This window comes from Streptomyces sp. NPDC047028, from assembly GCF_040644095.1.
Classification (GTDB): Bacteria; Actinomycetota; Actinomycetes; order Streptomycetales; family Streptomycetaceae; genus Streptomyces.
In genome coordinates, this window is record NZ_JBEYVS010000037.1 from 1 (window position 1) to 25,594 (window position 25,594).

18 protein-coding genes and 1 pseudogene are annotated in these 25,594 nt (G+C 71.2%); 5 read left to right on the forward strand and 14 right to left on the reverse strand.

The features are described 5' to 3' along the window. Nucleotides 1-63: 63 nt before the first annotated feature. From ABZ854_RS28045 to ABZ854_RS28075, 7 genes are all read right to left on the reverse strand, one after another. A complete protein-coding gene (locus ABZ854_RS28045; RefSeq protein WP_361215858.1) occupies nucleotides 64-1,221 on the reverse strand; it encodes an SUKH-4 family immunity protein in 1,158 nt (385 codons plus the stop codon). Nucleotides 1,222-1,484: 263 nt separating this feature from the next. Continuing rightward, complete coding sequence (locus ABZ854_RS28050; RefSeq protein WP_361215861.1) at nucleotides 1,485-3,806, reverse strand: molybdopterin cofactor-binding domain-containing protein; 2,322 nt, start codon at nucleotides 3,804-3,806, stop codon at nucleotides 1,485-1,487. Further along, the gene (locus ABZ854_RS28055; protein WP_361215864.1) at nucleotides 3,803-5,797 is read right to left on the reverse strand and encodes a 2Fe-2S iron-sulfur cluster-binding protein; all 1,995 of its coding nucleotides are present in this window, start codon (nucleotides 5,795-5,797) and stop codon (nucleotides 3,803-3,805) included. The genes ABZ854_RS28050 and ABZ854_RS28055 overlap by 4 nt, the downstream gene beginning before the upstream one ends. Next, complete coding sequence (locus ABZ854_RS28060) at nucleotides 5,794-6,687, reverse strand: FAD binding domain-containing protein (RefSeq protein WP_361215867.1); 894 nt, start codon at nucleotides 6,685-6,687, stop codon at nucleotides 5,794-5,796. Before ABZ854_RS28060 ends, ABZ854_RS28055 begins: the two co-directional genes overlap by 4 nt. Before the next feature lie 237 nt (nucleotides 6,688-6,924). Next, complete coding sequence (locus ABZ854_RS28065; RefSeq protein ID WP_361215870.1) at nucleotides 6,925-8,535, reverse strand: beta-N-acetylhexosaminidase; 1,611 nt, start codon at nucleotides 8,533-8,535, stop codon at nucleotides 6,925-6,927. 133 nt (nucleotides 8,536-8,668) lie between these two features. Next, nucleotides 8,669-8,950, reverse strand: a complete 282-nt coding sequence (locus ABZ854_RS28070; RefSeq protein WP_030651613.1) for a DUF3039 domain-containing protein — start codon at nucleotides 8,948-8,950, stop codon at nucleotides 8,669-8,671. Between the two features lie 29 nt (nucleotides 8,951-8,979). After that, the gene (locus ABZ854_RS28075; protein ID WP_361215990.1) at nucleotides 8,980-9,552 is read right to left on the reverse strand and encodes a YqgE/AlgH family protein; all 573 of its coding nucleotides are present in this window, start codon (nucleotides 9,550-9,552) and stop codon (nucleotides 8,980-8,982) included. Between the two features lie 266 nt (nucleotides 9,553-9,818). Between ABZ854_RS28075 and murA the strand changes: the two genes are divergently transcribed. Next, nucleotides 9,819-11,159 carry a UDP-N-acetylglucosamine 1-carboxyvinyltransferase gene (murA, locus tag ABZ854_RS28080; protein ID WP_129308881.1) on the forward strand — a complete coding sequence of 447 codons (1,341 nt, stop codon included), beginning with the start codon at nucleotides 9,819-9,821 and terminating at the stop codon, nucleotides 11,157-11,159. A gap of 161 nt (nucleotides 11,160-11,320) precedes the next feature. Here murA and ABZ854_RS28085 read toward each other — a convergent pair whose 3' ends face one another. The 7 genes from ABZ854_RS28085 to ABZ854_RS28115 all read right to left on the reverse strand — a co-directional run bounded on the left by ABZ854_RS28085 (nucleotide 11,321) and on the right by ABZ854_RS28115 (nucleotide 19,131). Continuing rightward, nucleotides 11,321-11,602: an HU family DNA-binding protein gene (locus ABZ854_RS28085; protein ID WP_361215874.1), complete on the reverse strand. Its 282-nt coding sequence runs from the start codon at nucleotides 11,600-11,602 to the stop codon at nucleotides 11,321-11,323. Between the two features lie 317 nt (nucleotides 11,603-11,919). After that, nucleotides 11,920-13,338: an NAD-dependent malic enzyme gene (locus ABZ854_RS28090; RefSeq protein ID WP_361215877.1), complete on the reverse strand. Its 1,419-nt coding sequence runs from the start codon at nucleotides 13,336-13,338 to the stop codon at nucleotides 11,920-11,922. Nucleotides 13,339-13,888: 550 nt separating this feature from the next. Next, a complete protein-coding gene (locus ABZ854_RS28095) occupies nucleotides 13,889-16,144 on the reverse strand; it encodes a UvrD-helicase domain-containing protein (protein WP_361215992.1) in 2,256 nt (751 codons plus the stop codon). 180 nt (nucleotides 16,145-16,324) lie between these two features. Continuing rightward, on the reverse strand, nucleotides 16,325-17,098 hold the full coding sequence (locus ABZ854_RS28100; protein ID WP_361215880.1) for a zf-HC2 domain-containing protein: 774 nt from the start codon (nucleotides 17,096-17,098) through the stop codon (nucleotides 16,325-16,327). Nucleotides 17,099-17,175: 77 nt separating this feature from the next. Beyond that, on the reverse strand, nucleotides 17,176-17,760 hold the full coding sequence (locus ABZ854_RS28105; RefSeq protein WP_030167252.1) for a sigma-70 family RNA polymerase sigma factor: 585 nt from the start codon (nucleotides 17,758-17,760) through the stop codon (nucleotides 17,176-17,178). 304 nt (nucleotides 17,761-18,064) lie between these two features. Then, the gene (locus ABZ854_RS28110) at nucleotides 18,065-18,661 is read right to left on the reverse strand and encodes an ABATE domain-containing protein (RefSeq protein WP_361215883.1); all 597 of its coding nucleotides are present in this window, start codon (nucleotides 18,659-18,661) and stop codon (nucleotides 18,065-18,067) included. A 113-nt stretch (nucleotides 18,662-18,774) separates the two neighbouring features. Next, complete coding sequence (locus ABZ854_RS28115) at nucleotides 18,775-19,131, reverse strand: hypothetical protein (RefSeq protein ID WP_361215886.1); 357 nt, start codon at nucleotides 19,129-19,131, stop codon at nucleotides 18,775-18,777. Between the two features lie 96 nt (nucleotides 19,132-19,227). Here ABZ854_RS28115 and ABZ854_RS28120 point away from each other — a divergent pair, with 96 nt between their 5' ends. From ABZ854_RS28120 to ABZ854_RS28135, 4 genes and pseudogenes are all read left to right on the forward strand, one after another. Then, on the forward strand, nucleotides 19,228-19,875 hold the full coding sequence (locus ABZ854_RS28120; RefSeq protein ID WP_361215995.1) for a hypothetical protein: 648 nt from the start codon (nucleotides 19,228-19,230) through the stop codon (nucleotides 19,873-19,875). Nucleotides 19,876-19,880: 5 nt separating this feature from the next. Then, nucleotides 19,881-20,126: pseudogene (locus tag ABZ854_RS28125) on the forward strand (SUKH-3 domain-containing protein); the annotation flags it as partial. Nucleotides 20,127-20,396: 270 nt separating this feature from the next. After that, nucleotides 20,397-20,891, forward strand: coding sequence for a hypothetical protein (locus tag ABZ854_RS28130; RefSeq protein WP_361216009.1), 495 nt, complete (start codon nucleotides 20,397-20,399; stop codon nucleotides 20,889-20,891). Nucleotides 20,892-21,139: 248 nt separating this feature from the next. Continuing rightward, the gene (locus tag ABZ854_RS28135) at nucleotides 21,140-25,591 is read left to right on the forward strand and encodes a DUF6531 domain-containing protein (protein ID WP_361215890.1); all 4,452 of its coding nucleotides are present in this window, start codon (nucleotides 21,140-21,142) and stop codon (nucleotides 25,589-25,591) included. Nucleotides 25,592-25,594 lie beyond the last annotated feature (3 nt).

Below are 25,594 nucleotides of genomic sequence, written 5' to 3' on the forward strand. Positions count from 1 at the left end.
GCTCCTCGCCCGGCCAGGAGAACAGGGCGGCGATGTTCTCCAGGGCCAGCGGCACGGGTAGGGTCACAGGACCCCGCCCGCCTCGTCCTGGAACAGCTCCGTCCAGTAGTGCCAGTCGGTGTGCGGGTACGTGCCCGTGGGGTCGACGGCCCCCAGGGTGTGGATCATCGCCGCCGCGAGCTGCTCGTACGCCTCGGTCGTCAGCTCGTTGCCCAGGTGCTCGTCGATGGTGCGCTCGTGGTGCAGCAGCCAGAGCGTGAAGGCGAGGGTGGAGAGGTCGGTGTTCAGGGGGTAGAGCGTGGCCTCCGGCTCGCTGAAGTTCAGGACGGCGCCCGTTCTGCCGTCGACCACCAGGCTGTTGTCGGCGACCAGGTCCCCGAGGCGGATCAAGTGGCCGGCGTGGGCGGGGAGTTCGGACAGCGGGAAGTCGGGACGCTCGGCGGCGTAGTAGTCGGTGAGGGTCGGCAGGAGGACGTCCGTGTCGAGGTGGAAGAGGACGGCCTCCTCGGGCAGGCCCGTCTCGCGCAGGAAGCGGCGGGTCGGCTCGTGGGTGAGCGTGCCGGGGAAGTCGACCTCCTCGAAGCGGGTGACCCGGCCGGGCCCGAACTCCTGCTCCAGCAGGCGGGCCTGGAGGTCCAGGGTCAGCCCGGACGCCGTACCCGGACCGGCGACGAGGGAGAGCGGACGGATCAGGGCCGCCGCCTTCCAGTAGGGCGGGACCTCACCGCCGGCACCCTCCTCGAACAGGGCAAAGAGGCTGCGGGAGGCGTCGGCGACCACCTGCGGGCCGTACTGCCCGGTCAGCGCGGCGAACCGGCCGCGCAGGCCCGCCAGTTCCTCCGTGACGGCGGCGAAGCGCAGGAGCGTCTCCAGGGAGGGGGCGAAGGGCCGGGCGTCGCACGGGTGGAACAGGTAGGCCGTCGTCACCTCGCCCGTGCTGCCGTCGAGGAGGATGGACTCGCGCTCCATGTCCGCCGGGCTGAGGAGTTCACCGATCACCAGGCGGTCCCGCAGTTCCTCCGCCACCCGCAGCGGACCGTCCGCCGCGTCACCCAGTCTGCGCAGCCCGTGCGTGCGCAGCGGAGAGAACGTCAGCAGGTCGGTGCCGGCGGGCAGTCCGGGGCCGGTGAGCAGGCCGCGCGTCGGCGCGTGCGTGACGAGACCGGCCAGCTCGGCCTCGGTCAGCGTGATCGCCGTGGACCCGGCGTCGGTGGTGCTCATGGTTCCCCCGCGTGCTGCACAGTGTCCGGTCAGGGCGCGCCCGGCCGTCGCCCGGCGGTGTGCCGGGAGCGGCCGTCCCCCACTGCTCGGAACACTACGCCGCACCACTGACAACGCCCCCGGAGAAGGACGCCGGTGGCCCCGCCCGCGTTCCGCCCGTCCGGGAATCCACCCACGCGGCGGAGCCGCACCCTGCGAACGCCCTCCCCCGCGCCAGGCGGCCTCCCACAGAGCGCGGCTCACCCACGCCGAGGGCGGGCCGCTCACCGGTCCATGACGACCGCTGCCTGGGGGCGGATCGGGAGGCGGTTGACCGGGCGGCCCGTCGCCGCGCGCACCGCGGAGGCGATCGCAGCCGGGGAGGTCACCACGGGCACCGCGCTCACGGACTTGGCGCCGAACGGCGCGACCACGTCGCGCTCCTCGACCAGCCGGACGATCCGGATGTCCGGGGCGTCCAGGGCGGTCGGCAGGGCGTAGCCGGTCAGGTCGGGGTGGCGGACCAGACCGCGGGGCGTGCGCAGGTTCTCGGTGAGCGCGATGCCCACGCCCTGGGTGACGCCCGCCTCGATCCGGGCCGCGAGCTGCGTCGGGTTCAGGATCCGGCCCACGTCCTGGGCGACCGCCAGCTCCACCACGCGGACCGAGCCCAGTTCGATGTCGACATCGACCACCGCGCGGATCGCGCAGAACGCGAGGCCCACGAAGGCGTCGCCCTGCCCGGCTCCGTCCAGCGGCTCGGTGGGGTGCGGGCGGCACTGGGCCGTGGCCCACAGCTCCTTGCCCTCCATAGCCTCGGTGACGGTCGTCGACAGCACGCCGTCGTACGAGGTGATCTTGCCGTCGGTGATCTGGAGCAGCTCGGTGGACATGCCGAACTTGTGCGCGAGGGGCTGCAGCAGTTGCGCGCGGACCATCTTGGCGGCCCGTTCGACCGCGCCGCCCGACACCCAGGTGTGCCGGCTGCGGCAGCCCGCGCCGGCCGGCGGCTGGTCGGTGTCGACGGGCGCCACGTGCACCTCGTCGATGCCGAGGGTCTCCTGCACGATCTGCCGGGCGAGCGTCGTGAATCCCTGGCCGGTCTCGACCGCCGCGCACAGCACGGTGGCGATGCCGTCGTGCACCTTCACGGTGGCCGTGGAGACCTCGTCGGCGCCCTCCGCGCCGAGCATGTGCACCATGCCGAGCCCGTAGCCGACGCCCCGGCGCACCGCGCCCGGTTCGCCCGCGCCCTCGGGGCCGCCGGGCAGCAGCCAGTCCTCCTCGGGCGTGTCCTTGGGCAGGGCGGGCAGCGGGAACTCCTGGACGGCCTGGAGCAGTTCGGCCACCGGCGCCGGACAGGTCACGGTCTGCCCGATCGGCAGGACGTCCCCGGTGGCGAGGACGTTGCGCAGCCGCAGTTCGGCCGGGTCCACGCCGAGCTTCTTCGCCAGCTTGTCCATCTGCGCCTCGTAGGCGGCGCACACCTGCATGGCGCCCTCGCCGCGCACATGCCCGGAGGGCGGGTTGTTGGTGCGGACGGCCCAGCCCTCGATGAACGCGTTCGGGACGACGTACGGCCCGCAGGCGAACGAGACGGCTGCGGCCAGCGACTCCGCGGAGGTGTCGGCGTACGCGCCCCCGTCCAGCAGGATCTGCGCCTCGACCTTGACGAGCCTGCCGTCGGCGTCGGCGTGGTGGCGGTAGCGCAGCAGGGTCGGGTGGCGGTGGGCGTGGCCGAGGAAGGACTCCTCGCGGGTCGCCGTGAGCTTCACCGGGCAGCCGGTGCGCAGCGCGAGCAGGCCGAGCGGGAGTTGGAAGCCCTGGTCCTCGCGGTCGGCGGTGGCGCCCGGCACCCCGGTGACGACGATCTTCACCTGATCGGGGGACAAGCCGTAGCAGGCCGCGGCCGTGTTGCGGTCGGCGTGCGGGTCGGTGGAGGCCAGGTACAGCTCCACCCCGCCGTCCGGCCGGGGCACGGCGAGGCCGGCCTCGGCGCCGATCGGGGCCGGGTCCTGGCGGCCGATGCGGTACTGGCCCTCGACGACGACCTCGCCGACCGCGTCCGGGTCGCCGTGGCGCAGCGGGATGTGCCGGATCAGGTTGCCGTCGGGGTGCAGCGGCTCGGCCTCGAAGGACTGCTCGGGGTCGGTGACCGGTTCGAGCACCTCGTACTCGACGATGACGGCGGCGGCGGCCATCCGCGCGGTGTCCGGGTGGTCGGCGGCGACGGCGGCGATGGGCTCGCCGTGGTGGCGTACGACCTCGGAGGCGAACACCGGCCGGTCGGGCGTGCCCCGCCCGTACCGGGGGGTGCCGGGGACGTCCTCGTGGGTGACGACGGCGCGGACGCCGGGCATCTCACGCGCGTGGGAGGTGTCGATGGACACGATGCGCGCGTGCGCGTGGGGGGAGCGCAGGACGGCCGCCCACAGCAGGCCCTCGGCCCACAGGTCGGCGGCGTACGGGAACGTGCCCTCGGTCTTGGCGCGGGCGTCGGCGTGCGGCAGGGAGGCGCCGAGGCCGTGCGGCAACGGCTCCGGGACGGGGGCCGCGTCCGCGGCGGTGGTCGGGGTCGTGGTCGCGGTGGCGGCTTCGTTGCTCACGCCTGGCCTCCGTCCTGGCCGTACGTCTGCTCGTGCGGGCCCTGAGCGGGGCCGGGGATGGTGCCGGGGGCGGTGAAGCCGCCCGGCGGGTCGAACACGCCCGGCGCGTCGAACGCCGACGGGTGGACGCCTCCGGAGCCCGGTCCGGCCTGATGGGGGATACGTGCCTCGTCCCCGTCCGACTCGATGTCCGCGCCGGCCTGCGTCTCGCGTTCGGCGACGACCTCCTTGACGGCCTCCAGGACGCCCCGGTAGCCGGTGCAGCGGCACAGGTTGCCGCACAGCGCCTGGCGGGTCTCCAGTTCGGTCGGCGCCGGATTGCCCTCCAGCAGGTCGTGCAGGGTCATCGCCATGCCCGGCACGCAGAAACCGCACTGCACGGCCCCGCACCGGGCGAGCGCCCGCTGCACGTCGGAGGACTGCCCGTCGACGGCGAGGCCCTCGACCGTACGGACCTCGCTGCCGGCCGCGGTGACCGCCGGAACCAGGCAGGAGGCCACGAGCCGCCCGTCGACCTGCACGTTGCACGCGCCGCACTCGCCCTGCGAGCAGCCGTCCTTGGCGCCCGCGAGACCGAGCCGCTCCCGCAGGACGTACAGCAGGGACTCGCCGATCCAGGCGTCGGTGACGGGCCGCTCGCCGCCGTTGACGCGCAGGACGTAGGAGGCGAGGGGGTGGTCGTCGTGCGGCGGGACGGGCGCAAGGTCCCCGGCGTCCGGACCGTCGGCGGCGCTGTGCTCGCCGGCCGTCTCCCGGCGGTCCGCGTCGGCCTGAGTCCCGGGCGCGTCCGGGCCGTCGGCGGCGGGCCCCGCGGACCCGGCGGGGGCCGGAGTGTCCGCCGCTCCGGTCGCGTCGGTCACGCCGGTGCCGTCCGCCGGGCCTGCCGGACCGGTGGCCACGATGTGCTCGCCGGAGGCGGGTACGCCGGCGGCCGTGGCGGCCCGCGTCCCGGCCTGTGACGCGGGCCCGCTCGCCCCGTCCGGGGTGTGGGCCGCCGGGACGTCGGCGGACGCCCCAGACCCCTCCGCGGGGCCGTAACCGCCCGCCCCGGCGCGACCGTCGGCCGGACCCGCCGCGCCTACGTCATCACCGGCGTCGTCGGCAGCGGAGTGCCCTGAGGCGGGCGCGGGCCGCGCGGAGTCCGCCGGGTACCCGGTGCCGGTCCCGTCGGGCACACCGGGCCCCGCGTGGGTGCCACCGGTCATGTGCGCGGCGTCCGCGTGGGCGTCGACACGGCCTGGGGCGCCGGTGTGGTCCTGGGCGCCGGTCAGGTGGGACCCGTCCGGGTCCCCCGGGTGCGCCCGGCCGTCGGCCGGGTACGAGCCGGTGTGCGCCGGGTCGCCGTCCGGAGCCGGGCCGGTGTGGGGGGCGGCGGTTTCGGTCGGACGGCCTTCGCCGGCCGGCTGATCCTGTTGCGGTGGGCTCCACGGCCGGCCCGCGCCTTCCGTGGCCCAGGGGGCGGGGGCGCCGCCGGGGAGGGTGGCCGGCGGGGTGCCGCCGCCCCACTGCTCGACCAGCGAGGACGTGGTGAACTCGCCCGATTCGTCCGGGAGGTCGCCGCCCGCGACCGGGATGGACCACTGTCCGGTGACGTCGTGACCGGGGGCCGACGGCGCGGCGGGCTCCTCGAAGGTCCACTGCTGCGTCGCGGCGGGCTGGTACGTGAACCGGTCGTCCGTACCCGCGCCCTGCTCGTGCGGTACGGCGTTCGGGTCGGGCCACTGTCCGCCGGGTGCGGGCCACGCCTGCTCCGGGCCGGCGTCTCCCGTGGCGCCCGCGGCGGACTCGCCGGACTCCGCCGTTATTTGCGGCGGCACGTAGCCGTGCCCCGGGGCGGCCAGCGGACTGTCGCCGGACAGCAGCGCGTCGATGCCGCCCTCGGGGAGCTTGACGAAGGCGGTGGCGCCGTCGTCGTAGTCGCCCTGGGGCAGCGGGTCCCAGCGGCCTGCGCCCTGCGGGGCGGCGCCCTCTGCGTACGGGTCGTCGGTCACGACAGCGCCCTCCCCAGTGCTCGTCGGGCCAGCGCGGCGACGGTGCGCCGCAGGTGCAGTACGGCGGGTGGCAGCGGGGGCACCGAGCCGTCGGGTTCCGGGGCCGGGTCGGGGATGCAGGCCGCGGCGACGTACTCGCCGAAGGCGTGCAGGGCCTCCGGGACGAGCGCGCGGTCGTTGTCCCAGTCGATGAGCCGGGCGACCCACTGCTCGGCCTCCAGGGGCCGTAGCGGCATGGGCGCTATGGCGCCGACCGCGCAGCGCACCCCGCGCCGGGCGGGGTCCAGCACGACGGCCACGGAGCCGACCGCGCGGCCCGGTCCGGTCCGGCCGGTCGCCTTCAGGAAGACCTGCGGGGCGTGCAGCAGCGGCACGCGCACGTAGCCGATGAGTTCGCCGCCGCGCAGCATCTCCACGCCGGCCAGCAGGTGCGACACCGGGATCTCCCGGCGGGCGCCGCCCGGCCCCGCGATGATCAGGGTCGCCTCCAGGGCGGCCAGCACCGGCAGCGCGTCCCCGGTGGGGGCGGCGGAGGCGATGTTGCCGCCGAGGGTGCCGGCGTTGCGGATGTGCGGCGGGCCCGCGGCGCGCGCGGCTGCGGCGAGCGCGGGGATGAGGGCCGCGAAGTCGGGGCGGCCCATGCGCGCGTGGGTGAGGCCGGCGCCGAGCAGGGCGTGGCCGTCCTGGTACTGCCAGCCGCGGATCTCGCTGATCCGGCCGAGGCCGACCAGGGCGGCGGGTCTGAGCTGACCGGAGTTGACGGCGGCCATCAGGTCGGTGCCGCCCGCGACGGGGACGGCGGTGGGCATGGCCGTGAGGGCCGCCACGGCCTCGTCCAGCGTCGTGGGCAACGTGACGGCCTGCGCCGTCCGCGGTGCGTGCGTGGTCAAAACCGGCTGCCCCTTCCCGCTGCCCCACCTGGTCCCACCTGTGTGGCCGTACGGTACGTGCTCACAGGGCGGACGTGGCAACTCTGGCACATCTTCGCAAGACCCGGACCCGGGGGTCCGCTAGGAGGCATTCGCCCATCTCACCAGGGAGATGGTCCGATTTCGTACAGCATCACCAGTGTGGGGCGATTGACACTCTTCGGTGACCCTTGATGCCGTTTTCCCTTACTTGTTCCCTTACTTGATCGGGGGCGGTCCGTCGACCGGGCGGCCGAGCACGCCTGGGCGCCGCTGCCACGGGCGGGGGCCGGCGGGTGGCCGGTAGGCGACGCCGAGGGCGTCGAGCCGGCGGTAGTGGGCGGCCATACGGCCCTCGAAGCCGGCGAAGTCCCGTTCCGCCGGGGCGGGGAGGCGGCTCCAGGCGACCTCGGCGAAGGCGGCGAGGCGGGGGAACGCCTGGTAGTCCACGCGCGCGTGGTCCTCCAGCACCTCGGTCCAGACGTTGGCCTGGGTGCCCAGCACGTGCCGGGCCTCGTCCTCGGTGAGTTGGGGTGGAACGGGTTCGAACCGGTAGACGTCCTCCAGGGTGCGGACGAAGCCGATCGGCACGGGCTCGTCCTCGCCCGGGTCCTGACGGTGGTCCAGGTACACCTGCTGCTCCGGGCACATGACCACGTCGTGCCCCGCGCGCGCGGCCGCGACCCCGCCGCCGTAGCCGCGCCAGGAGGAGACGGCGGCGCCGTCGGCGAGGCCGCCTTCCAGGATCTCGTCCCAGCCGATGAGCCTGCGCCCGCGCGCGGAGAGCCATGTGTCGAAGTGCCGGACGAACCAGGACTGCAGTTCGTCCTCGTCGGCGAGGCCCAGTTCGGCGATCCGGGCCTGGGCGCGCGGGGACCGCCGCCACTGGTCCTTGGGGCACTCGTCGCCGCCGATGTGGACGAACTGCGAGGGGAAGAGGGCGAGTACCTCCTCCAGGACGCCCTCGTAGAAGCGGAGGGTGGTGTCAGTGGGGGCGAGTACGTTGGGATTGACGCCCCAGGTGTCCCAGACGGAGAGGGTGGTGGTGTCGATGACATCGGTGTTGCCGAGTTCCGGGTACGCGGCGATGGCGGCCTGCGAATGCCCGGGTACGTCGATCTCGGGGACGACGGTGACATGCCGCTCGGCGGCGTAGGCGACGATCTCCCGGATGTCGTCCTGCGTGTAGAAGCCGCCGTGCGGTTTCTCCTCCCACAGCGGTGAGGCGCGGTGGCCGAATTTCGTCCGCGCGCGCCAGGAGCCGACCTCGGTGAGCCGCGGGTACCGCACGATCTCGACGCGCCAGCCCTGGTCGTCCGTCAGGTGCAGGTGGAGGACGTTCAGTTTGTGCGCGGCCATCAGGTCGAGGTAGCGCAGGACGCCTTCCTTGGGCATGAAGTGCCGGGCCACGTCGAGGAGGAGGCCGCGCCAGCGGAAGCGGGGCGCGTCCTCGATCCGGACGAGGGGCAGCCGCCAGTGTCGGCCGGGCAGCGGGGCGCGGCGGAAGGCGTCCGGTCCGAGCAGTTGCCGTAGCGTCTGGGCCGCCCAGAACAGTCCCGCGGGGCCGCCACCGGCCAGTTCGGCGCCGGTGGGGGTGACGGCGAGCCGGTAGCCCTCGGCGGGCAGGCCGGGTTCGATGCCGAGCACGATACGGCGGTCGTGGTCGCGCGCCTCGGGGAAGGGCAGCCCGGTCGCCGCTCCGAGCGTGGCCCGCAGCCAGCGGGCGACCCCCTCCGTGCCGGGCCCCGCCTCGAGCCCCGTCCCGCTGTCCAGGCTCAGATGTCCGTCGGCGTTCCGGGCGGCGCGCTGGGGCGCGGGAATCAGATCCACCCCAGGAGGCTAGGCAGGTCCCCCGCCACCCCACAAGAGGTCTGGACCAGTCACCGGCCGGAAAGCGGCACAGGTCCCCAGGGCGCCCGCCGGGGTGCTCCGGGGACCTGGTGAGCCCGTACCGGCGGCGGCGCTACTTGTCGCCGCCCTTGCCCTCGTCGCCTCCGCTGCCCATGGACTCGTAGATCTCCTTGCACATGGGGCAGACGGGATACTTCTTCGGGTCGCGGCCGGGCACCCACACCTTGCCGCACAGCGCCACGACGGGCGTGCCGTCGAGGGCGCTCGCCATGATCTTGTCCTTCTGGACGTAGTGGGCGAAGCGCTCGTGGTCACCGTCGCCGTGGGACACCTGCGGCGTCGGCTCGACGAGGGTCCCGGTACCAGTCCCGCGCTCGGGCTCAAGAGTGCTCATAAGCCCCAGGGTACTGAAGCTCACACCCTTCAGTTGAGCGAAGGGTCGTCCGGGTACGTGGCCACCATCGCCAGCTCCCCGCGCTGGCGGCGCAGGACCTCGCGCCACAGCCGCTCCGGCTCCGGGTAGGAGACGTCGCCGGGCTCGGACTCCACGACGTACCAGGCGCCCTCCGTCAGCTCGTCCTCCAGCTGACCGGGTCCCCAGCCGGCGTACCCGGCGAAGATCCGCAGGGAGCCGAGGGCCGAGGCGAGGAGCTCCGGCGGGGCCTCCAGGTCGACGAGGCCGATCGCGCCGTGCACCCGGCGCCAGCCGAGCGGCACCCGGTCGCCGCTCGCGCCGCCCGGGATGACCGCGACGCCCAGCGCGGAGTCGAGCGAGACGGGCCCGCCCTGGAACACCACACCCGGCGCGTCGGCGAGGTCGGCCCAGCCCTCCAGGATGTCGCCGACGTCCACGGGGGTGGGCCGGTTGAGGACGACGCCGAGGGAGCCCTCCTCGTCGTGGTCGAGAAGGAGCACGACGGCACGGTCGAAGTTCGGGTCCGCCAGGGCGGGCGTGGCCACGAGCAGTCGCCCTGTGAGCGAGGACACCTCGGTCATGCCAGACATGATCCCGCATCTTGCCCCGGCGTGGGGAGCCAATCGGCCGACGCGGGTGAACGCAGCTCAGCGGGCCGGAACGCGTCCCGGGCGCCGGTGACCGCACGTGCCCGCCGGCCAACGGTTCGTGTTGTGACACAGCTATGACGTGACTGAGCCGTCCGCGGGCTTACGGGAGGGGGGTGATCCGCGATTACCCTGTCTCTCTCGGCCCCTGTCCACGTGATCGGCCGGCCCCTGTCCCACTTCATCGGAACGCGAGATTCATGACCGTCAACGACGATGTCCTGCTTGTCCACGGCGGAACCCCGCTGGAGGGCGAGATCCGTGTCCGCGGTGCGAAGAACCTCGTGCCGAAGGCCATGGTCGCCGCCCTGCTGGGCAGCGAGCCGAGCCGGCTGCGCAATGTTCCGGACATCCGTGACGTGCGTGTCGTGCGCGGCCTGCTGCAGCTGCACGGGGTGACGGTCCGTCCGGGCGAGGAGCCCGGCGAGCTGGTGCTGGACCCGACGCACGTGGAGAGCGCGAACGTCGCCGACATCGATGCCCACGCCGGGTCGAGCCGGATCCCGATCCTGTTCTGCGGCCCGCTGCTGCACCGCCTCGGCCACGCGTTCATCCCGGGCCTGGGCGGCTGCGACATCGGCGGCCGGCCCATCGACTTCCACTTCGACGTGCTGCGCCAGTTCGGCGCGACCATCGAGAAGCGCGCCGACGGGCAGTACCTGGAGGCGCCCCAGCGGCTGCGCGGTACGAAGATCCGGCTGCCGTACCCGTCGGTCGGCGCGACCGAGCAGGTGTTGCTGACGGCCGTACTCGCCGAGGGCGTCACCGAGTTGTCCAACGCCGCCGTGGAGCCGGAGATCGAGGACCTCATCTGCGTGCTGCAGAAGATGGGCGCGATCATCGCGATGGATACCGACCGCACCATCCGCATCACCGGTGTGGACAAGCTCGGCGGCTACACCCACCGCGCCCTCGCGGACCGCCTGGAGGCCGCCTCGTGGGCGTCCGCGGCGCTGGCGACCGAGGGCAACATCTACGTCCACGGCGCCCAGCAGCGCTCGATGATGACGTTCCTGAACACCTTCCGGAAGGTGGGCGGCGCCTTCGAGATCGACGACGAGGGCATCCGCTTCTGGCACCCCGGCGGCCAGCTGAAGTCCATCGCCCTGGAGACCGACGTCCACCCGGGCTTCCAGACCGACTGGCAGCAGCCCCTGGTGGTCGCCCTGACCCAGGCCACCGGCCTCTCCATCATCCACGAGACGGTCTACGAGTCCCGGCTGGGCTTCACCTCCGCGCTGAACCAGATGGGCGCCCACATCCAGCTGTACCGCGAGTGCCTGGGCGGCTCCGACTGCCGCTTCGGCCAGCGCAACTTCCTGCACTCGGCGGTCGTCTCCGGCCCCACCCGCCTCCAGGGCGCCGACCTGGTCATCCCCGACCTGCGCGGCGGCTTCTCCTACCTCATCGCCGCCCTCGCCGCCCAGGGCACGTCCCGCGTGCACGGCATCGACCTCATCAACCGCGGCTACGAGAACTTCATGGAGAAGCTCGTGGAACTCGGAGCAAAGGTAGAACTCCCGGGCAAGGCACTCGGCTAGCCGCCGCCAACACGAATGGGCGGCCCCCCTTCGACAGGGGGGCCGCCCATTTCGACTTCGTCCACCGAAGCGCCCCGTAAGGGGCGCGGGGAACTGCGCGACCAGCCACAACGGGCCGACAGCCGCCCACGCTCAGCCGACCGGCGCCGAGGCGAACTGAACTACTTGCCCTTGGCGGCTTCCTTCAGCTTGGAGCCCGCGGACACCTTCACGCTGAACCCGGCCGGGATGTTGATCGGCTCACCGGTCTGCGGGTTGCGCGCGGTACGAGCGGCACGGTGGGTGCGCTCGAAGGTCAGGAAGCCAGGGACGGTGACCTTCTCGTCGCCCTTGGAGACGACGTCGCCGACGACCTCGGCGAAAGCGGCCAGCACGGCGTCGGCGTCCTTGCGGGTCACCTCGGCACGGTCGGCCAGCGCGGCCACCAGCTCACTGCGGTTCATGTTGTTACTCCCGTGTTTTCTTGCCGTTGGGGTGTGCCACGCGGCGGAGCCGCATGTGAGGCACTGCGATGCCGATGCGCTCGCGCCCAGGGACGCATCCTGCCCCTACCTGCTGCGGGAAAGCCAATCCGGCACCCGTAGGAGTCGTGAGAGCACCCTGGGGAGTCACACGAATAGCGCTGCCCGGCCGTCACCCTAGAGCGCGCCCGGCATCCGGAGGTTCCGCGACGCGCCGGTGAGGCGCGTCGCCGTGGTGATCCTCACAGCTTGGTGACGGCGCGCGGGACACTGTTCACTCCCCCGCGCGCCGCTGACGTCTACTGCTCGGCCGGGGCAGCCGTCTTCGCGGCCTCGCGGACCGCGCCGGCCACCGCGCCGGCCACCTTGTCGTTGAAGACGCTGGGGATGATGTAGTTCGGGTTCAGCTCGTCCTCGGTCACCACGTCGGCGAGGGCCTGCGCGGCGGCGAGCATCATCTCCGTGTTGACGGTGCGGGACTGCGCGTCCAGCAGACCGCGGAAGACACCCGGGAAGACCAGCACGTTGTTGATCTGGTTCGGGAAGTCGGAGCGGCCGGTGGCCACGACGGCCGCGGTCTGGCGGGCGATCGCGGGGTCGACCTCGGGGTCGGGATTCGCGAGCGCGAACACGATCGCGCCGTCCGCCATGGCGGCCACGTCGTCGCCGTCGAGGACGTTCGGGGCGGAGACGCCGATGAAGACGTCGGCGCCGCGCACGGCCTCCTTCAGCGTGCCCGTCAGGCCCTCGGGGTTGGTGTTGTCGGCGATCCAGCGCAGCGGCGAGTCGGCGGAGGCGCCCACCAGGTCCTCGCGGCCGGCGTGCACGACGCCGTGGATGTCGGCGACGACCGCGTTCTTCACGCCCGCGGCGATGAGCAGCTTGAGGATGGCGGTGCCGGCCGCGCCGGCGCCGGACATGACCACGCGGATGTTCTCGATGGCCTTGCCCGTGACGCGCAGGGCGTTGGTGAGGGAGGCGAGGACGACGATCGCGGTGCCGTGCTGGTCGTCGTGGAAGACGGGGATGTCGAGGGCCTCGCGCAGCCGGGCCTCGATCTCGAAGCAGCGGGGCGCGGAGATGTCCTCCAGGTTGATGCCGGCGAACCCGGGGGCGATGGCTTTGACGATCTCGACGATGGCGTCGGAGTCCTGGGTGTCGAGGCAGATCGGCCAGGCGTCGATGCCGGCGAACCGCTTGAAGAGGGCCGCCTTGCCCTCCATGACCGGCAGGGCGGCCTTGGGGCCGATGTTGCCGAGGCCGAGCACGGCGGAGCCGTCCGTCACGACCGCAACGGAGTTGCGCTTGATGGTGAGGCGGCGGGCGTCCTCGGGGTTCTCGGCGATGGCCATGCAGACACGGGCCACGCCGGGCGTGTAGACCATGGACAGGTCGTCACGGTTGCGGATGGGGTGTTTCGACGCCATCTCGATCTTGCCGCCGAGGTGCATCAGGAACGTACGGTCGGAGACCTTGCCGAGCGTGACGCCCTCGATGCCGCGGAGCTTCTCGACGATCTCCTCGGCGTGGGCCGTGGAGGTGGCCGCGATGGTCACGTCGATACGGAGCTTCTCGTGGCCGGAGGCGGTGACGTCGAGGCCGGTCACGGAGCCTCCGGAGGACTCCACGGCGTTGGTGAGCTGCGAGACGGCGGTTCCGCTCGCGGGCACCTCCAGCCGGACCGTCATCGAGTAGGAGACGCTGGGCGCCGTTGCCATGGCCGACTTCCTCTGCTTTCACCGTGTCGCGAGTTGTGCCGTCCGATCGTCGCACCTACCCCTGAGTACGTGGTAGTCGCCCCGGATTGCGGACGTTGTGTTCACAGGGGGCCACTGACGACGACGGTCTTTTCGGAAAACGACTTCCACCATACGAGAAATGATCTGCCGAGGGGAAGGGGCGCCGTCGGGGCAAAGAAGGAGGCCCACGTCACATCCGTGACGTGGGCCTCCCGCACGTTCATGACACCGACCCGCCATGCTCGCCTCGCGGCAAGTGGTCCCTCGAAGGGACGAAGGTTGGGCCCGGGGGCTTGGATCGGGCCGGTGCCACACCAAGGCTAACAAACAGATCCCACAAGCCCATTCCCCCACGACGCCTTCTTTACCGAGCAACCCGCAGCACCGCCCGTAGACGCAGCTGCGGGCATGCGTGCCTCCCCCAGTGCCTCAAGGGCCTGGGGGGACCCCCAGGGCGGCACGGGTGGGCGCAGCGGCACCCCGCAAGCGCGAGCGAGTGCAACCCACCCCCGGCCGGCGGCGGCTCGCCTCAGTCCCGCAGCAGGTCCGGCACCCCGCCCGCGTCCGGTTCGTCCCGCTCCCCCGACACCACCGTCAACTGCTGAGTCGCCCGCGTCAACGCGACGTACAGCACCCGCAGCCCCGCGGGCGACTCATCGGCGATCTCCGCCGGCGACACGACGACCGTCGCGTCGTACTCAAGACCCTTGGCCTCCAGACTGCCCAGCGCGACCACCCGGTCCCCCAGCCCCGCCAGCCACCGCCGCGCCTCGCCCCGCCGGTTCATGGCGACGACGACGCCGACCGTGCCGTCGACCAGCCCCAGCAGCCGCTCGGCCTCCGCCCGCACCGTGTCCCCCAGCGCTTCCCCGGCCACCTCGAACCGCGGCTGGACACCGGTGGACCGTACGGCGGACGGCGACTCGGAGCCGGGCATGGCGAGGGCGAGCACCTTGGCGGCCAGCTCGGCGATCTCCGCCGGGTTTCGGTAGTTGACGGTGAGCCGGAACCGGCGCCGGGGCCGGCTGCCGAGGGCCTCGTCACGGGCCTCGGCGGCCTCGTCCGGGTCGGACCAGGAGGACTGGGCCGGGTCCCCGACCACCGTCCACGTGGCGTGCCGGCCCCGCCGGCCGACCATGCGCCACTGCATCGGCGTCAGGTCCTGCGCCTCGTCCACGATGACGTGCGCGTACTCCACGCGCTCCTGCGCCAGCCGCTCGGCCCGCTCCCACTGCGTCTCCTCGCGCACCGGCATCAGCTCCTCAAGGCCGGTGAGCTGGTCCAGCGGGTCCAGCTCGCGCTTCTTGCGGGGCCGGGCCGGGGCGCCGAGCACGGCGTGGAGTTCGTCTAGCAGGGCGATGTCGTGCACGGAGTACCCGTCCCGCTTCAGGGACCGGGCCACCTTGCGGACCTCACCGGGGTTGAGCACCCGGCGGGCCCAGCGGCCCAGCCGCCGCTCGTCGGCCATGGCGGCGAGCACGCCCTTCGGGGTCAGCTCGGGCCACCAGGCGTCGAGGAACGCGATGAAGGGATCCTCGGAGGTGATGTCCTCGTCGAAGGAGGAACGCAGCTCGGCCGCCAGCTCCGGGTCGGTGTGGCGGGCACCGGCACCGGACTTCTCCCACAGGGCGTCCAGGAGCAGCTTGCGGGCGCGCGGGCGCAGCAGGTTGACGGGCGCGGTGCCGCCGAGTGCGGTGCGGCGGATCCGCTCCAGCTCCTCCCCCTCCAGCTCCAGTCGGCGCCCGAAGGCGACCACCCGGAGCCGGTCCGGCGAATCGTTCAGCTCCAGTGCTCCGCGCGCGGCCTTCCGCAGCACGCGCAGCATCCGGGCGGAGCCCTTGGCGCGGGCCGCGGACGGGGAGTCGTACAGCGTGGCCTCGGCGCCGACGGCGTCCACGGCGAGCGAGCCGATCGCGCGGATGGCGACCTGCCCCTCCTCCCCGAGGGAGGGCAGCACGCCCTCGGTGTAGGCCACCAGCAGCGGGGTGGGCGAGACGATCAGGATGCCGCCCGCGTACCGTCTGCGGTCCTGGTAGAGCAGGTAGGCGGCGCGGTGCAGGGCGACGGCGGTCTTGCCGGTGCCCGGACCGCCCTCGACGTACGTCACGGAGGCGGCGGGGGCGCGGATCACCAGGTCCTGCTCGGCCTGGATGGAGGCCACGATGTCCCGCATGGTGTGGCCGCGGGCCTGGCCGAGCGCGGCCATCAGCGCGCCGTCGCCGATGACGGGCAGCTCACGGCCGTCGAGCCGGGCCGTCAGCTCGGGGCGCATCAGGTCGTCCTCGACGCCGAGCACCCGGCGCCCCTTGGAGCGGATGACCCGGCGTCGTACGACCCGTCCGGGATCGACCGGGGTGGAGCGGTAGAAGGGAGCGGCGGCCGGGGCGCGCCAGTCGATGACCAGCGGCGCGTACTCGGCGTCGAGCACGCCGATACGGCCGATGTGCAGGGTCTCGGCGATGTCGGCGGTGTTGTCGTCGCGGACCGCGCCCTCGGCGGGCTCGACGGCGGTGTACGCCCCGTCCGGCCCCTTCTTGCCGTCCTTGCCGAGCAGCAGGTCGATCCGGCCGAAGAGGAAGTCCTCGAACTCGTTGTTGAGCCGGTTGAGGTGGATACCGGCCCGGAAGACCTGCGCGTCCCGCTCGGCGAGCGCGCCGGGCGTACCGACCTGGCCGCGCTGGGCGGCGTCGTTCATCAGGAACTCGGCCTCGTGGATCTTCTCCTCGAGCCGCCGGTACACCCGGTCCAGGTGTTCCTGCTCGACACGGATCTCCCGGTCGCGCACGGAGTCGCGTGCGTTGGACGCCTCGTGGGCGACACGCGCCTCTTGGGCATCACGCGCCCCGTGGGCGTCGCGCACCGATCCGACCGCGGACTGCTGAACCTGAGCGGCCACCGGGCCCCCTTCTGACGTGCTGGGCAGCCGTCAACCGTACGCGAAGGAGACCCGGCAAAGCTACGGCGGCTACGCCTGCACCTGCACGAGCTTCTTGCCGTCGAACGTGGAGACCTCGAAGTGGTCGATCTCGTTCGGCTTGAAGGCCGCGGCCCCGCCGATGTAGAGCGGCTTCTTCGCCTCCTCCGTCTGGGCGTTCGGCACGCCGTAGCCCCAGTTCGGGACGGACCAGGAGGACATGGTCACCCGCTCGCCGTTCTTGGCGACGAGGATCAGGGAGCACTTCAGGGGGCCCTTGACGTTCTTGAGCTCCAGGACGGCCTGGGTGCCCCAGTCCTTCTGCTCCATGCCGACGGTGGCGCTGACGTGGCTCGTCGGGTCGGTGGCCGACTTCTTCTCGGGCATCGCCTGGAAGGTGGTCTGCGCCGGGGTGAGCGCCTGCTGGCTCGTACCGCCGTCGGAACCGCCGGTCGCGGCGAGGACCGCCAGCGGGCTGCCGACGATCAGCACGGCCGCCGCCGCGATCATGTACATACTGCGGCGGCGCTTGCGGGCCCGCTGGTCACCGACCTCGACGACCAGCTTCTCCGCCAGCCGCGGGCTGGGCCGGGCCGAGAGCGATTCGCCGATCGAGGGAGTGCTGCCCGAGCCGGGCAGGTCGGCGAGCGCGGCGAGCATCGGTTCCATGCCGGCCAGTTCGTCGAGCTGCTGGGCGCACCATTCGCAGCCCGCGAGGTGCGCCTCGAAAGCGGTTGCCTCGGCGTCGTCGAGAATCCCGAGGGCGTACGCGCCGACTGTCTCGTGCTCATTGGGCAGGGATGATCCCTCGCTGCTCGGGCTCATCGGTCCCATCGGTCCCATGGGTCCAGACATACCCGGACCACCCGTGCTGAATCCGCTGTGTCCCCCGTATCCGCTCATCACGCCGTCACCCCCCGCTCCTCCAGTGCCAGCTTCATCGACCGCAGGGCGTAGAACACCCGGGAGCGGACGGTGCCGCTCGGGATGCCCAGCGTCTCGGCCGCCTCATTGACGGTACGTCCCTTGAAGTACGTCTCGACGAGCACCTCCCGGTGGGCCGGGGTCAGGTCGTCGAGCGCGTCCGACAGCGTCATCAGCCACAGCGCCTTGTCGATCTCGTCCTCCGCGGGGATGACCTCCAGCGGCGACGGATCGACCTCCTGCGGCCGGGCCTGCCGGCTGCGGTGGCCGTCGATGACGATGCGGCGCGCGACCGTCACCAGCCAGGGGCGTACCGATCCGGTCGCCCTGTTGAGCTGACCGGCGTTCTTCCAGGCACGGATGAGCGTTTCCTGTACGACGTCCTCGGCGCGCTGCCGGTCTCCGGCGACCAGCCTGAGGACGTACGCGAGCAGAGGTCCGGCGTGCTCGCGGTACAGGGCACGCATCAGCTCCTCATCGGGTTCCGAGGGCTGTGAGGACATGCGATGTCGGGCCCTCGATCCACGTTCATTGGCCACGGCCGCATCCTTGCGCACGCCCACCTCCGGTGTCCGGGGGTTCCCCCAGTCGGTCGCTCGTCCACCCGTACGGACGGAAGCGGGGAGATGTTCAACGTGAGGCGACGGTTTTCTGTGGGCTGACGTGACGAGCGGGACATGCGGACACATTCCCACCGTATGGTTTTCACATTTCCGACACACTGCCGAGTCGGGCCGCAGTCTCACCGGGTTGCCCACGCCGGGCCGGGACCAAACCTGGTGTTACGGAAATCACGGAGGACGGCGGCTCCGCCACCACCTTGGGCGTTTCTATGTCTTTCCCGGCGCTTACAGCACGTACCGGACCTCAGGCACGGGCGAGAGCCGCCGCCCGGCGCCGGTGCCGGGCGACCCGCTCCCGGTTTCCGCAGACCTCGCTGGAGCACCAGCGCCGGCGGCGCCCTCGGGAGGTGTCCAGATACACGAGGGAGCAGTTGTCCCCCTCGCATTCGCGTACGGCCGCCCGGGCCACGGGATCGGTGAGCAACTCCACGGCGTCCCGTGCGACGACCGCGAGCAGTGCGGCGCACTCGGGCGGGCCGGCCAGCTCCCGCACGAGGGTCCCGTCCTGGCCACGGGCGGCGCGGGGGGCGGGGGGCGCGGGCCGGGCGAGTTCGTTGAGCCGGCGGAGCGCGAGGTCGTACGACACCGGGTCCGCGGAAAGCGCGTTCCGCACCAATCGCCCCACGCACCCCCGCAGTTCCCGGAACCGGTCCGGCCAGGAGCCGTCGGCGTGCGCCAGCAGGGTCCCGGGCGGCACGAGCCCGGCGCCGACGATCCAGCCGCACAGCGGCTCGACGGCATGCAGCCGTTCGTTCGGATGCGCGGTCGCGAGGAGGTCGAGGCAGATCCGACCGGCGTCGAACCGCGGCTCGTGAGGGGGCGTGGCCGTACCCAGTGCCATGTGCCTGTCACCGCCTAGGCAGGGGAAGCGTTCCGTCGCTCCTCTTCACAGTGCCCGCCCCGGGGGCCGCCCGGAACCCCCCGTACCGCCCGGGCCTGTGCCCTACTCCGTCTTCACTCCTTCTTCGGCGCCGGCCCCTGACCGTGACCGGAGCCCGGCGCACCCTCGCTCTTCACCGTGTCCTTGGCCTTCTGCTCCAGGTCGACGTCCAGCTTCTTGAACTCGCGCACCACGGTGTCCGCCATCCCGGCGAGCGAGTCGAGCTGCTTGGAGATGTCGCCGCGGCCGTCCTTCCAGTTGGACTCGAAGTCGTCGAGGGCGTCGTTGACCGTGCCGTCGGCGATGTCGTCCGCGTAGGACTCGAACAGGTTCTTGGTGTGGTTGAGCCGGCTTTTGATCGACCGGATCTGCTTGCCGTAGCCCTCCAGCTCACTGAGCGGAAGCGCGAGATCAGGCTTGCCCTTGCCCACGAGTGACTCCCCCGTCTCCCGGTCTCGTACCCTGGCGGCACCGTACATCAGTGCGCACGAGTGACCGAGATCGAAGGAACGGGGACGACCCACGCCATGGCCCGCTACACGGAACCCCTCACCGTCGAGCGCGGCGGCTTCCGGATCAAGGTGCCGGAGTCGTGGTGGGAGTTCGACATCCGCCCGGAGTCGCGGGACGACTCGATCCACCGCATGGTGCGCGAGCGGATCGAACAGCACCCGGAACTGGCGCCGTACCGCGAGACGTTCACCGCCTTCTTGCGGAAGTCGGCGGCGGACGCGTGGAAGTCGGGCGCGATGTACTGCGGTTGCATGGCGGAGAGCTTCGGCGGCGACACGACGGTCACCGGCTCGGTCACCGTCTCCCTGGTGGGCGGCCGCACCCGCGAGGGCGCACCCCTCTCCACCGACCCGGCCGCGATCGCCGCCCAACTCGCGGTGAAGGAAGCCCGCGACGAGGGCGACTCCTGGCGCAAGGTGACGACGGTCGACATCCCCGGCGTGGGCCCGGCGGCCCGCACGTACGGCATCGAGGACATCCCGGTCCCCGACGACGCCCTCGACCGCACGATCCGCGCCGTCCTGATGCAGACGTACATCCCCGTCCCGGGCCAGGAGGGCAAGGTCGCGCTGGTATCGGGCAGCAGCCAGGTCCTGGACCTCGCCGACGCGTTCTTCGACATCTTCGACGCGGTGACGTCGACGTTCGGCTTCACGAGCTGAACGTGATGCCGAACGCGCGGTCCAGTGACCGGACCCGTGGGCGGCGTTGGTCCGCGGAGACAGACCGGGTCCTGAGGATGGCGGGCTGGTACCCGGGGCGGCTCGTGCCCACGCAGCGCTGGGAGATCCTGCTGGGGGAACGTGGCGGTTTCCAGATGCACGACGCGGCTCGGCATTTCCTCGCGGAGTTCGGAGGCTTGGAGAATGATGAGCGGGGCCGGGCAAGACCAGGGGCGCGTATGGGATTCATCCTGGACCCGACCGTCGCGGAGTGGGATGACGAGATCTTCGACACGGAGCGCCTCCCACCTCTGCCAATGGGGTGGGGGGTACCCGCGCCCGTCCGACCTCCCGCTCCGGATGTAGACCCCCTCGCCCGTCCGGGGGAGGCGGCTCGGCCACAGGGCCGACGCAACGCGGTCGGGGCGCTCGTAGTTTCGGTTCGGACGCCGCGGTCGGCCGACCGCGCGCGAGACGAGGCCCCTGGCCGGGGTCTCACGAAGGTCCGATCGGAGCCCTCCATGAAGCACAGGCTCGCAGTGGTGCTGACGGCATGCGCCCTGGCCGCCGGCACGCAAGTCGTCCTCACCGCGCAACCCTCCTCCGCCGCCGTCGGCCACATGATCAGGAACCACGCGACCGGGAAGTGCCTCCAGGGGACGGACAACGGCACCACGTACGCCCACGCCGTCAAAATGGTGCCCTGCAACCGCTCCAACAGCTCCATCTGGTGGGGTGCGAGCGCGGGCAAGATCGAGATGGTGCGCGGCGGAAAGTACAACAGCCAGATCTGCCTCAGCATCCCCAAGAGCCCCAAGGGCGACTTCCCGCACGACGTCGACACGACGGTCTGCGGCAACACCGCGTACAACCAGGTGTTCTCCTTCGGCGTGGCGTCCAACTACCCCATCGGCTCCCCCGAGCCGTGCTACGTGGGCCACTACGCGGCGAGCGACTCATGGGCGTCCTGCTACGTGAACAGCGGCAGCAACACCCGCTGGGACTGGATCTCCTGACCGGCCCCAGCCCGGCATGACCGCGCCGCCGCCGGAGACTCCACACTCCGCCGGCGGCTTCCTTCCCTCCGCTCCAGGCCGAACTTCACGCCGAACGGGCGTTCCAGGTAAGTTCGCGTGTGCACAGGGCGGTTGACGCGTACGACGCCGTACACGGTCGACGCCGCACACGCGAAGGACACTGCGCAGGCGACGGGGGTTGCAGGCAGATGGCGGGACACAGGCCGGCGGACTGGCATCCACTGGACTTGGACAAGGACCCCACACCGGGCGACCCGCAACGGGTCCGCACTCTGGCCAAGCAGCTGCACGACTTCGCCGACGACGTCTCGGACGCGCTGCGCATGGTCCACGCGATGGCGGGCGACGACACGATGCTGCAGTGGGCGGGCAAGTCGGCGGAGGTCTTCAAGGACCAGTTCAAGGACGTACCGAAGAACCTGAAGAAGCTGAAGAAGTCGTACGAGATGTGCGGGGATGCCCTCGCCGACTTCTGGCCCAAGCTGGAGCGCGCCCAGCACCTGGCGGACAAGGCGCTGACCAAGGCCAAGGAGGCCCAGTCCGACCTGTCCTCGGCCAAGTCCCGCCTGACGTCCGCCGACTCGTGGGTCACGCGGGCCACCAAGGAGGCCGACAAGTACAAGGACGACCCGACCGGCAGCAAGTCGGACGCCGACAAGCCGGACGAGTCCAAGGTCCGGGCCGCCACGAAGGACGCCCAGCACGCCAAGTCCGCCCACACCAAGGCCCAGACGGACGTCACCACCGCCCAGAACGCCCTCGCAGCGGCGAAGAAGATGGCCGAGGACGCCCGCAAGATGCGCGACGACGCGGCGGGCGAGGCCAAACGCAAGATCGACGACGCCTCCGACGCCGGCATCCAGAACCGTCACTGGTGGCAGGACGTCGGCCACTGGATCGAGGACCACTGGGACACGATCGTCGCGGTCTGCAAGGTCGTCGTCACGGTCGTCGGCATCGTCGCCATGATCATCGGCGGCCCCGTCCTCGGTGCCATCGTCCTCGTCGCCGCCCTCGTCGTCCTCGCCGACACCCTCAACAAATACAGAAAAGGCCAAGCGTCCCTCTGGGACGTCGCCTTCGCCGCGATGGACTGCATACCGGGCGGCAAGGGAATCACCAGCCTGGGCAAGCTGGCCAAGGGGGCGAAGGAACTCAGGAACCTCAAGGGCGGCATGAAGGGCATGAGCCTCGCCACTCGGGGGCTGGGCAAGAACGCGCGCGCCATGCTGAAAGACGGCGCGAAGGGCGCGTACAACCGTCTGAAGAGCGCCGTTCGGTCCAAGGGCACCGACCCGATCGACATAGCCACCGGCACGATGTTCCTGCCAGAGACCGATGTCACCCTTCCCGGCAGTCTGCCCCTCGCCTTCACCCGCCGGGCTGCTTCGGACTACCGGTGCGGTTGGTGGTTCGGTCCCACCTGGGCTTCCACCATCGACCAACGGCTCGAAGTAGACGAAACGGGCCTCGTGTTCGTCACCGAAGACGGTCTGCTCCTTGAATTCCCTCACCCCAGGGACTTGCAGCGTCCAGTACTCCCCTTGACGGGCCCCCGCCTCGAGCTGACCCGCCTGGACAACGGCGGCTACCGTGTCGAGGATCCGCAAACTGGCATCGTCCACCGCTTCGGCCTGCCCAGGGACGGTATCGCCCTGCTGGAACGGATCTCCGATCGCAACGGCGCCACCATCGACTTCGACCATGCCGACGACGGGACCCCGCTCGCCCTGAGGCATTCCGGTGGCTATCACCTCCGTCTCACGGTCGATGACGGGCGCGTCACAGCCTTGTGCCTCGTCGACGCGGGCCAGGACGGCGAACAAGTAACCCTGCGCACGTATTCCTACACAGACGCTTGCCTCAGTGCGATCGCCAACGCCGCGGGCCGGCCGATGCTGCTGACCTACGACGACCGGCACCGCATCACCTCTTGGACCGACCGCAACGGCCGTGGCTACTCGTACACGTATGACGCCGCCGACCGCTGCGTGGCGGAAGGGGGCGAGGCAGGCCACCTCACTTTGACCCTCGATTACGACGGCACCGATCGGGCATGGCCGGGCAGGCGGATCACCTCCGTAACCACGCACGAGGGCGCCGTCACCAAGTACGTGGCCGACGACGGCTGCCGGATCGTCGCGGAGATCGATCCGCTCGGTGGAACGACTCGCACCACCTGGGACGATCACCATCGACCCACCTCGATGACCGATCAGTTGGGAATGACCACCCATTGCGCTTACGACGACCTCGGCCGTCTCCTGAGCGCCGGACGCCCAGACGGGACGACGGTCCGCGTCGTGTACGGCGATATGGGTGGACCAGTCGAATTGGTTCGCCCCGACGAACAAGTGGTGCGTCGCGAGTATGACTCCCGGGGGAACTGCATCACCATCATCAAGCCTGGCGGTGCCGCAACTCGTTACACCTATGACGACGCAGGCCACCTCTCGTCGGTCACCGACGCGACGGGGCTGGTGACACGGGTCCAGTGCGACGCAGCCGGGCTGGCGGAATGCGTCATCGATCCCATGGGTGGTGTCACACGGTTCACCCACGACGTCTTCGGCCGTGTCACGCACATCACGGATCCTCTTGGGCGCGCGACGTGCATGGAATGGAGCACCGACGGTGCACTGTTGAGCCGCACCGGCCCCGACGGGGCGAGAGAGAAGTGGACTTACGACAGCGAGGGCAATCGGACCAGCCACACGGACGCCGCAGGCGGGGTGACCCGTTTCGACTACACCCACTTCAACTTGCTCTCGGCCCGTACCTCACCCGACGGCGTCCGCTATGGCTTCGACTACGATCCGTCTCTCCGTTTGATCAGCGTGAGCCGCCAGGACGGACGACGTTGGACGTATGCCTACGACATCGCTGGGCGGCTTGTCGCCGAGACGGATTTTGATGGCCGTACGCAGACGTACGGCCATGACGGCAGGGGCCAGGTCGTGCTCCGAACCAACGCTCTCGGCGAAGATGTCCACATCTCACGGGACGCGTTCGGTCGAATGGTCGGGAAGCGCGCGAACGGCAGGGCCAGCAGCTACACCTATGATCTAAACGACCGGCTGGTTCGCGCCGAGGGCCCGGACGCCACAGTGACACTGCTACGCGACCCCGAAGGCCGGGTCATTTCCGAGACAGTCAACGGCCGGACGAGCACGTTCGCCTACGACCTCGCGGGCCGACCGTTGAGCCGCACGACTCCTACCGGAGCGACCAGCATCTGGGCGTACGACGAGCGGGGCAATCGAGCCCGCACACAAACGGCCGACAGGACCCTGAGGCATGCTCACGACGCGGCCGGACAGCTGCTGTCCGTGAGAGTGGACGATGTGCTGTCCCTGGATTTTCTGTACGACAACGCCGGACGGATCAGCGCGCAGTCGGTCGTCACCGGCGGCGGTCATGCGGTACGCAACCACTCGTACCACTACCGCGCGGACGGGCACCTCATCGGAGTCGACGGTCCTGACGGGCCGGCGAGAACCTTCGAACTGGACCAAGCCGGGCGCACCACCGGTGTCCAGGCGGAGGGGTGGACAGAGTCGTACGCATACGGCATCGACGGAGCACAGACGACCGCCGACTGGCCGAGTCGGCACCCCGGCCATGCCGCCGCGGGCACACGTGACCACAGGAGCTCCCGGCCGACCCGAGCAGGTGCCACGCGCTACCGATACGACGACCAGGGACGACTGATCTGGCGGCAGCGCACACGCTTGTCCCGCAAGCCGGACAGCTGGAGATACACCTGGGACGCCGAGGACCGCCTGGTGTCCGTGCGTACACCCGACAACACGCTCTGGCGTTACCGGTACGACCCTATGGGGCGCCGGATAGCCAAAGAGAGGGTGAGTGCGGACGAGACCACGGTGCTGGAGCGGACCGACTTCACCTGGGACGGCACCACGCTCTGCGAACAGCTCACGACCGACGGGTCTCAGCCACATGCCGTGGCGATCACCTGGGAACACGACGGATTGCGCGCTCTCAGCCAGTTCGAACGCATTCTCACCGCCTCCCACGAGGAGATAGACGCACGATTCCTCGCCATCGTGACCGATCTGGCGGGCGCACCGACGGAACTCGTCGACGGGGACGGGCGACTCGCCTGGCAGGCACGCAGCACACTATGGGGTGTAACCGCGTGGAACCGAGGCAGCAGCGCGTACACGGCGCTGCGTTCTCCAGGGCAGTACTTCGACCATGAGAGCGGCCTGCACTACAACTTCCACCGCTACTACGATCCCGAGACGGCAAGCTACCTTTCACGCGATCCTCTTGGGCTCGGGCCCGCGCCCAACCCCTTCCTCTACTTCCTCGATCCGCTGCTCTCTGCGGATCCGTACGGGCTTTATGAGATCGGAAAGCCCGATGCCGCCAGCCAGGCGGGCAACCTGCCGCTGATCGCCGACAAGATCGCCGCGCACGGGGACATCAAGAAGCGCGGTATTCCGGGCGTGGACGACTTGGACGTGCCGGAGCACCTGGAGGACATGATGACCGGTTCCCCAGGTCTGCGGATGCGGAGCACCCCGTCGGGGACCCCTCGCTTCGCCTGGTGGGACGATGCCACGGGAACGATGCTGATCCGCGAAGGCGACAAGGGCACGTTCATGCAGCCAGACGACGGCTACGACTACTTTTTGAAACAGTTGAAGGAGTAGGTG

Coding starts and splice junctions, on each gene's coding strand:
- murA (WP_129308881.1), top strand. CDS start 9,819: ATGACCGTCAACGACGATGTCCTGCTTGTCCACGGCGGAACCCCGCTG.
- ABZ854_RS28090 (WP_361215877.1), bottom strand. CDS start 13,338: ATGGCAACGGCGCCCAGCGTCTCCTACTCGATGACGGTCCGGCTGGAG.
- ABZ854_RS28085 (WP_361215874.1), bottom strand. CDS start 11,602: ATGAACCGCAGTGAGCTGGTGGCCGCGCTGGCCGACCGTGCCGAGGTG.
- ABZ854_RS28110 (WP_361215883.1), bottom strand. CDS start 18,661: ATGGCACTGGGTACGGCCACGCCCCCTCACGAGCCGCGGTTCGACGCC.
- ABZ854_RS28070 (WP_030651613.1), bottom strand. CDS start 8,950: ATGAGCACTCTTGAGCCCGAGCGCGGGACTGGTACCGGGACCCTCGTC.
- ABZ854_RS28045 (WP_361215858.1), bottom strand. CDS start 1,221: ATGAGCACCACCGACGCCGGGTCCACGGCGATCACGCTGACCGAGGCC.
- ABZ854_RS28120 (WP_361215995.1), top strand. CDS start 19,228: ATGGCCCGCTACACGGAACCCCTCACCGTCGAGCGCGGCGGCTTCCGG.
- ABZ854_RS28130 (WP_361216009.1), top strand. CDS start 20,397: ATGAAGCACAGGCTCGCAGTGGTGCTGACGGCATGCGCCCTGGCCGCC.
- ABZ854_RS28075 (WP_361215990.1), bottom strand. CDS start 9,552: ATGACCGAGGTGTCCTCGCTCACAGGGCGACTGCTCGTGGCCACGCCC.
- ABZ854_RS28100 (WP_361215880.1), bottom strand. CDS start 17,098: ATGAGCCCGAGCAGCGAGGGATCATCCCTGCCCAATGAGCACGAGACA.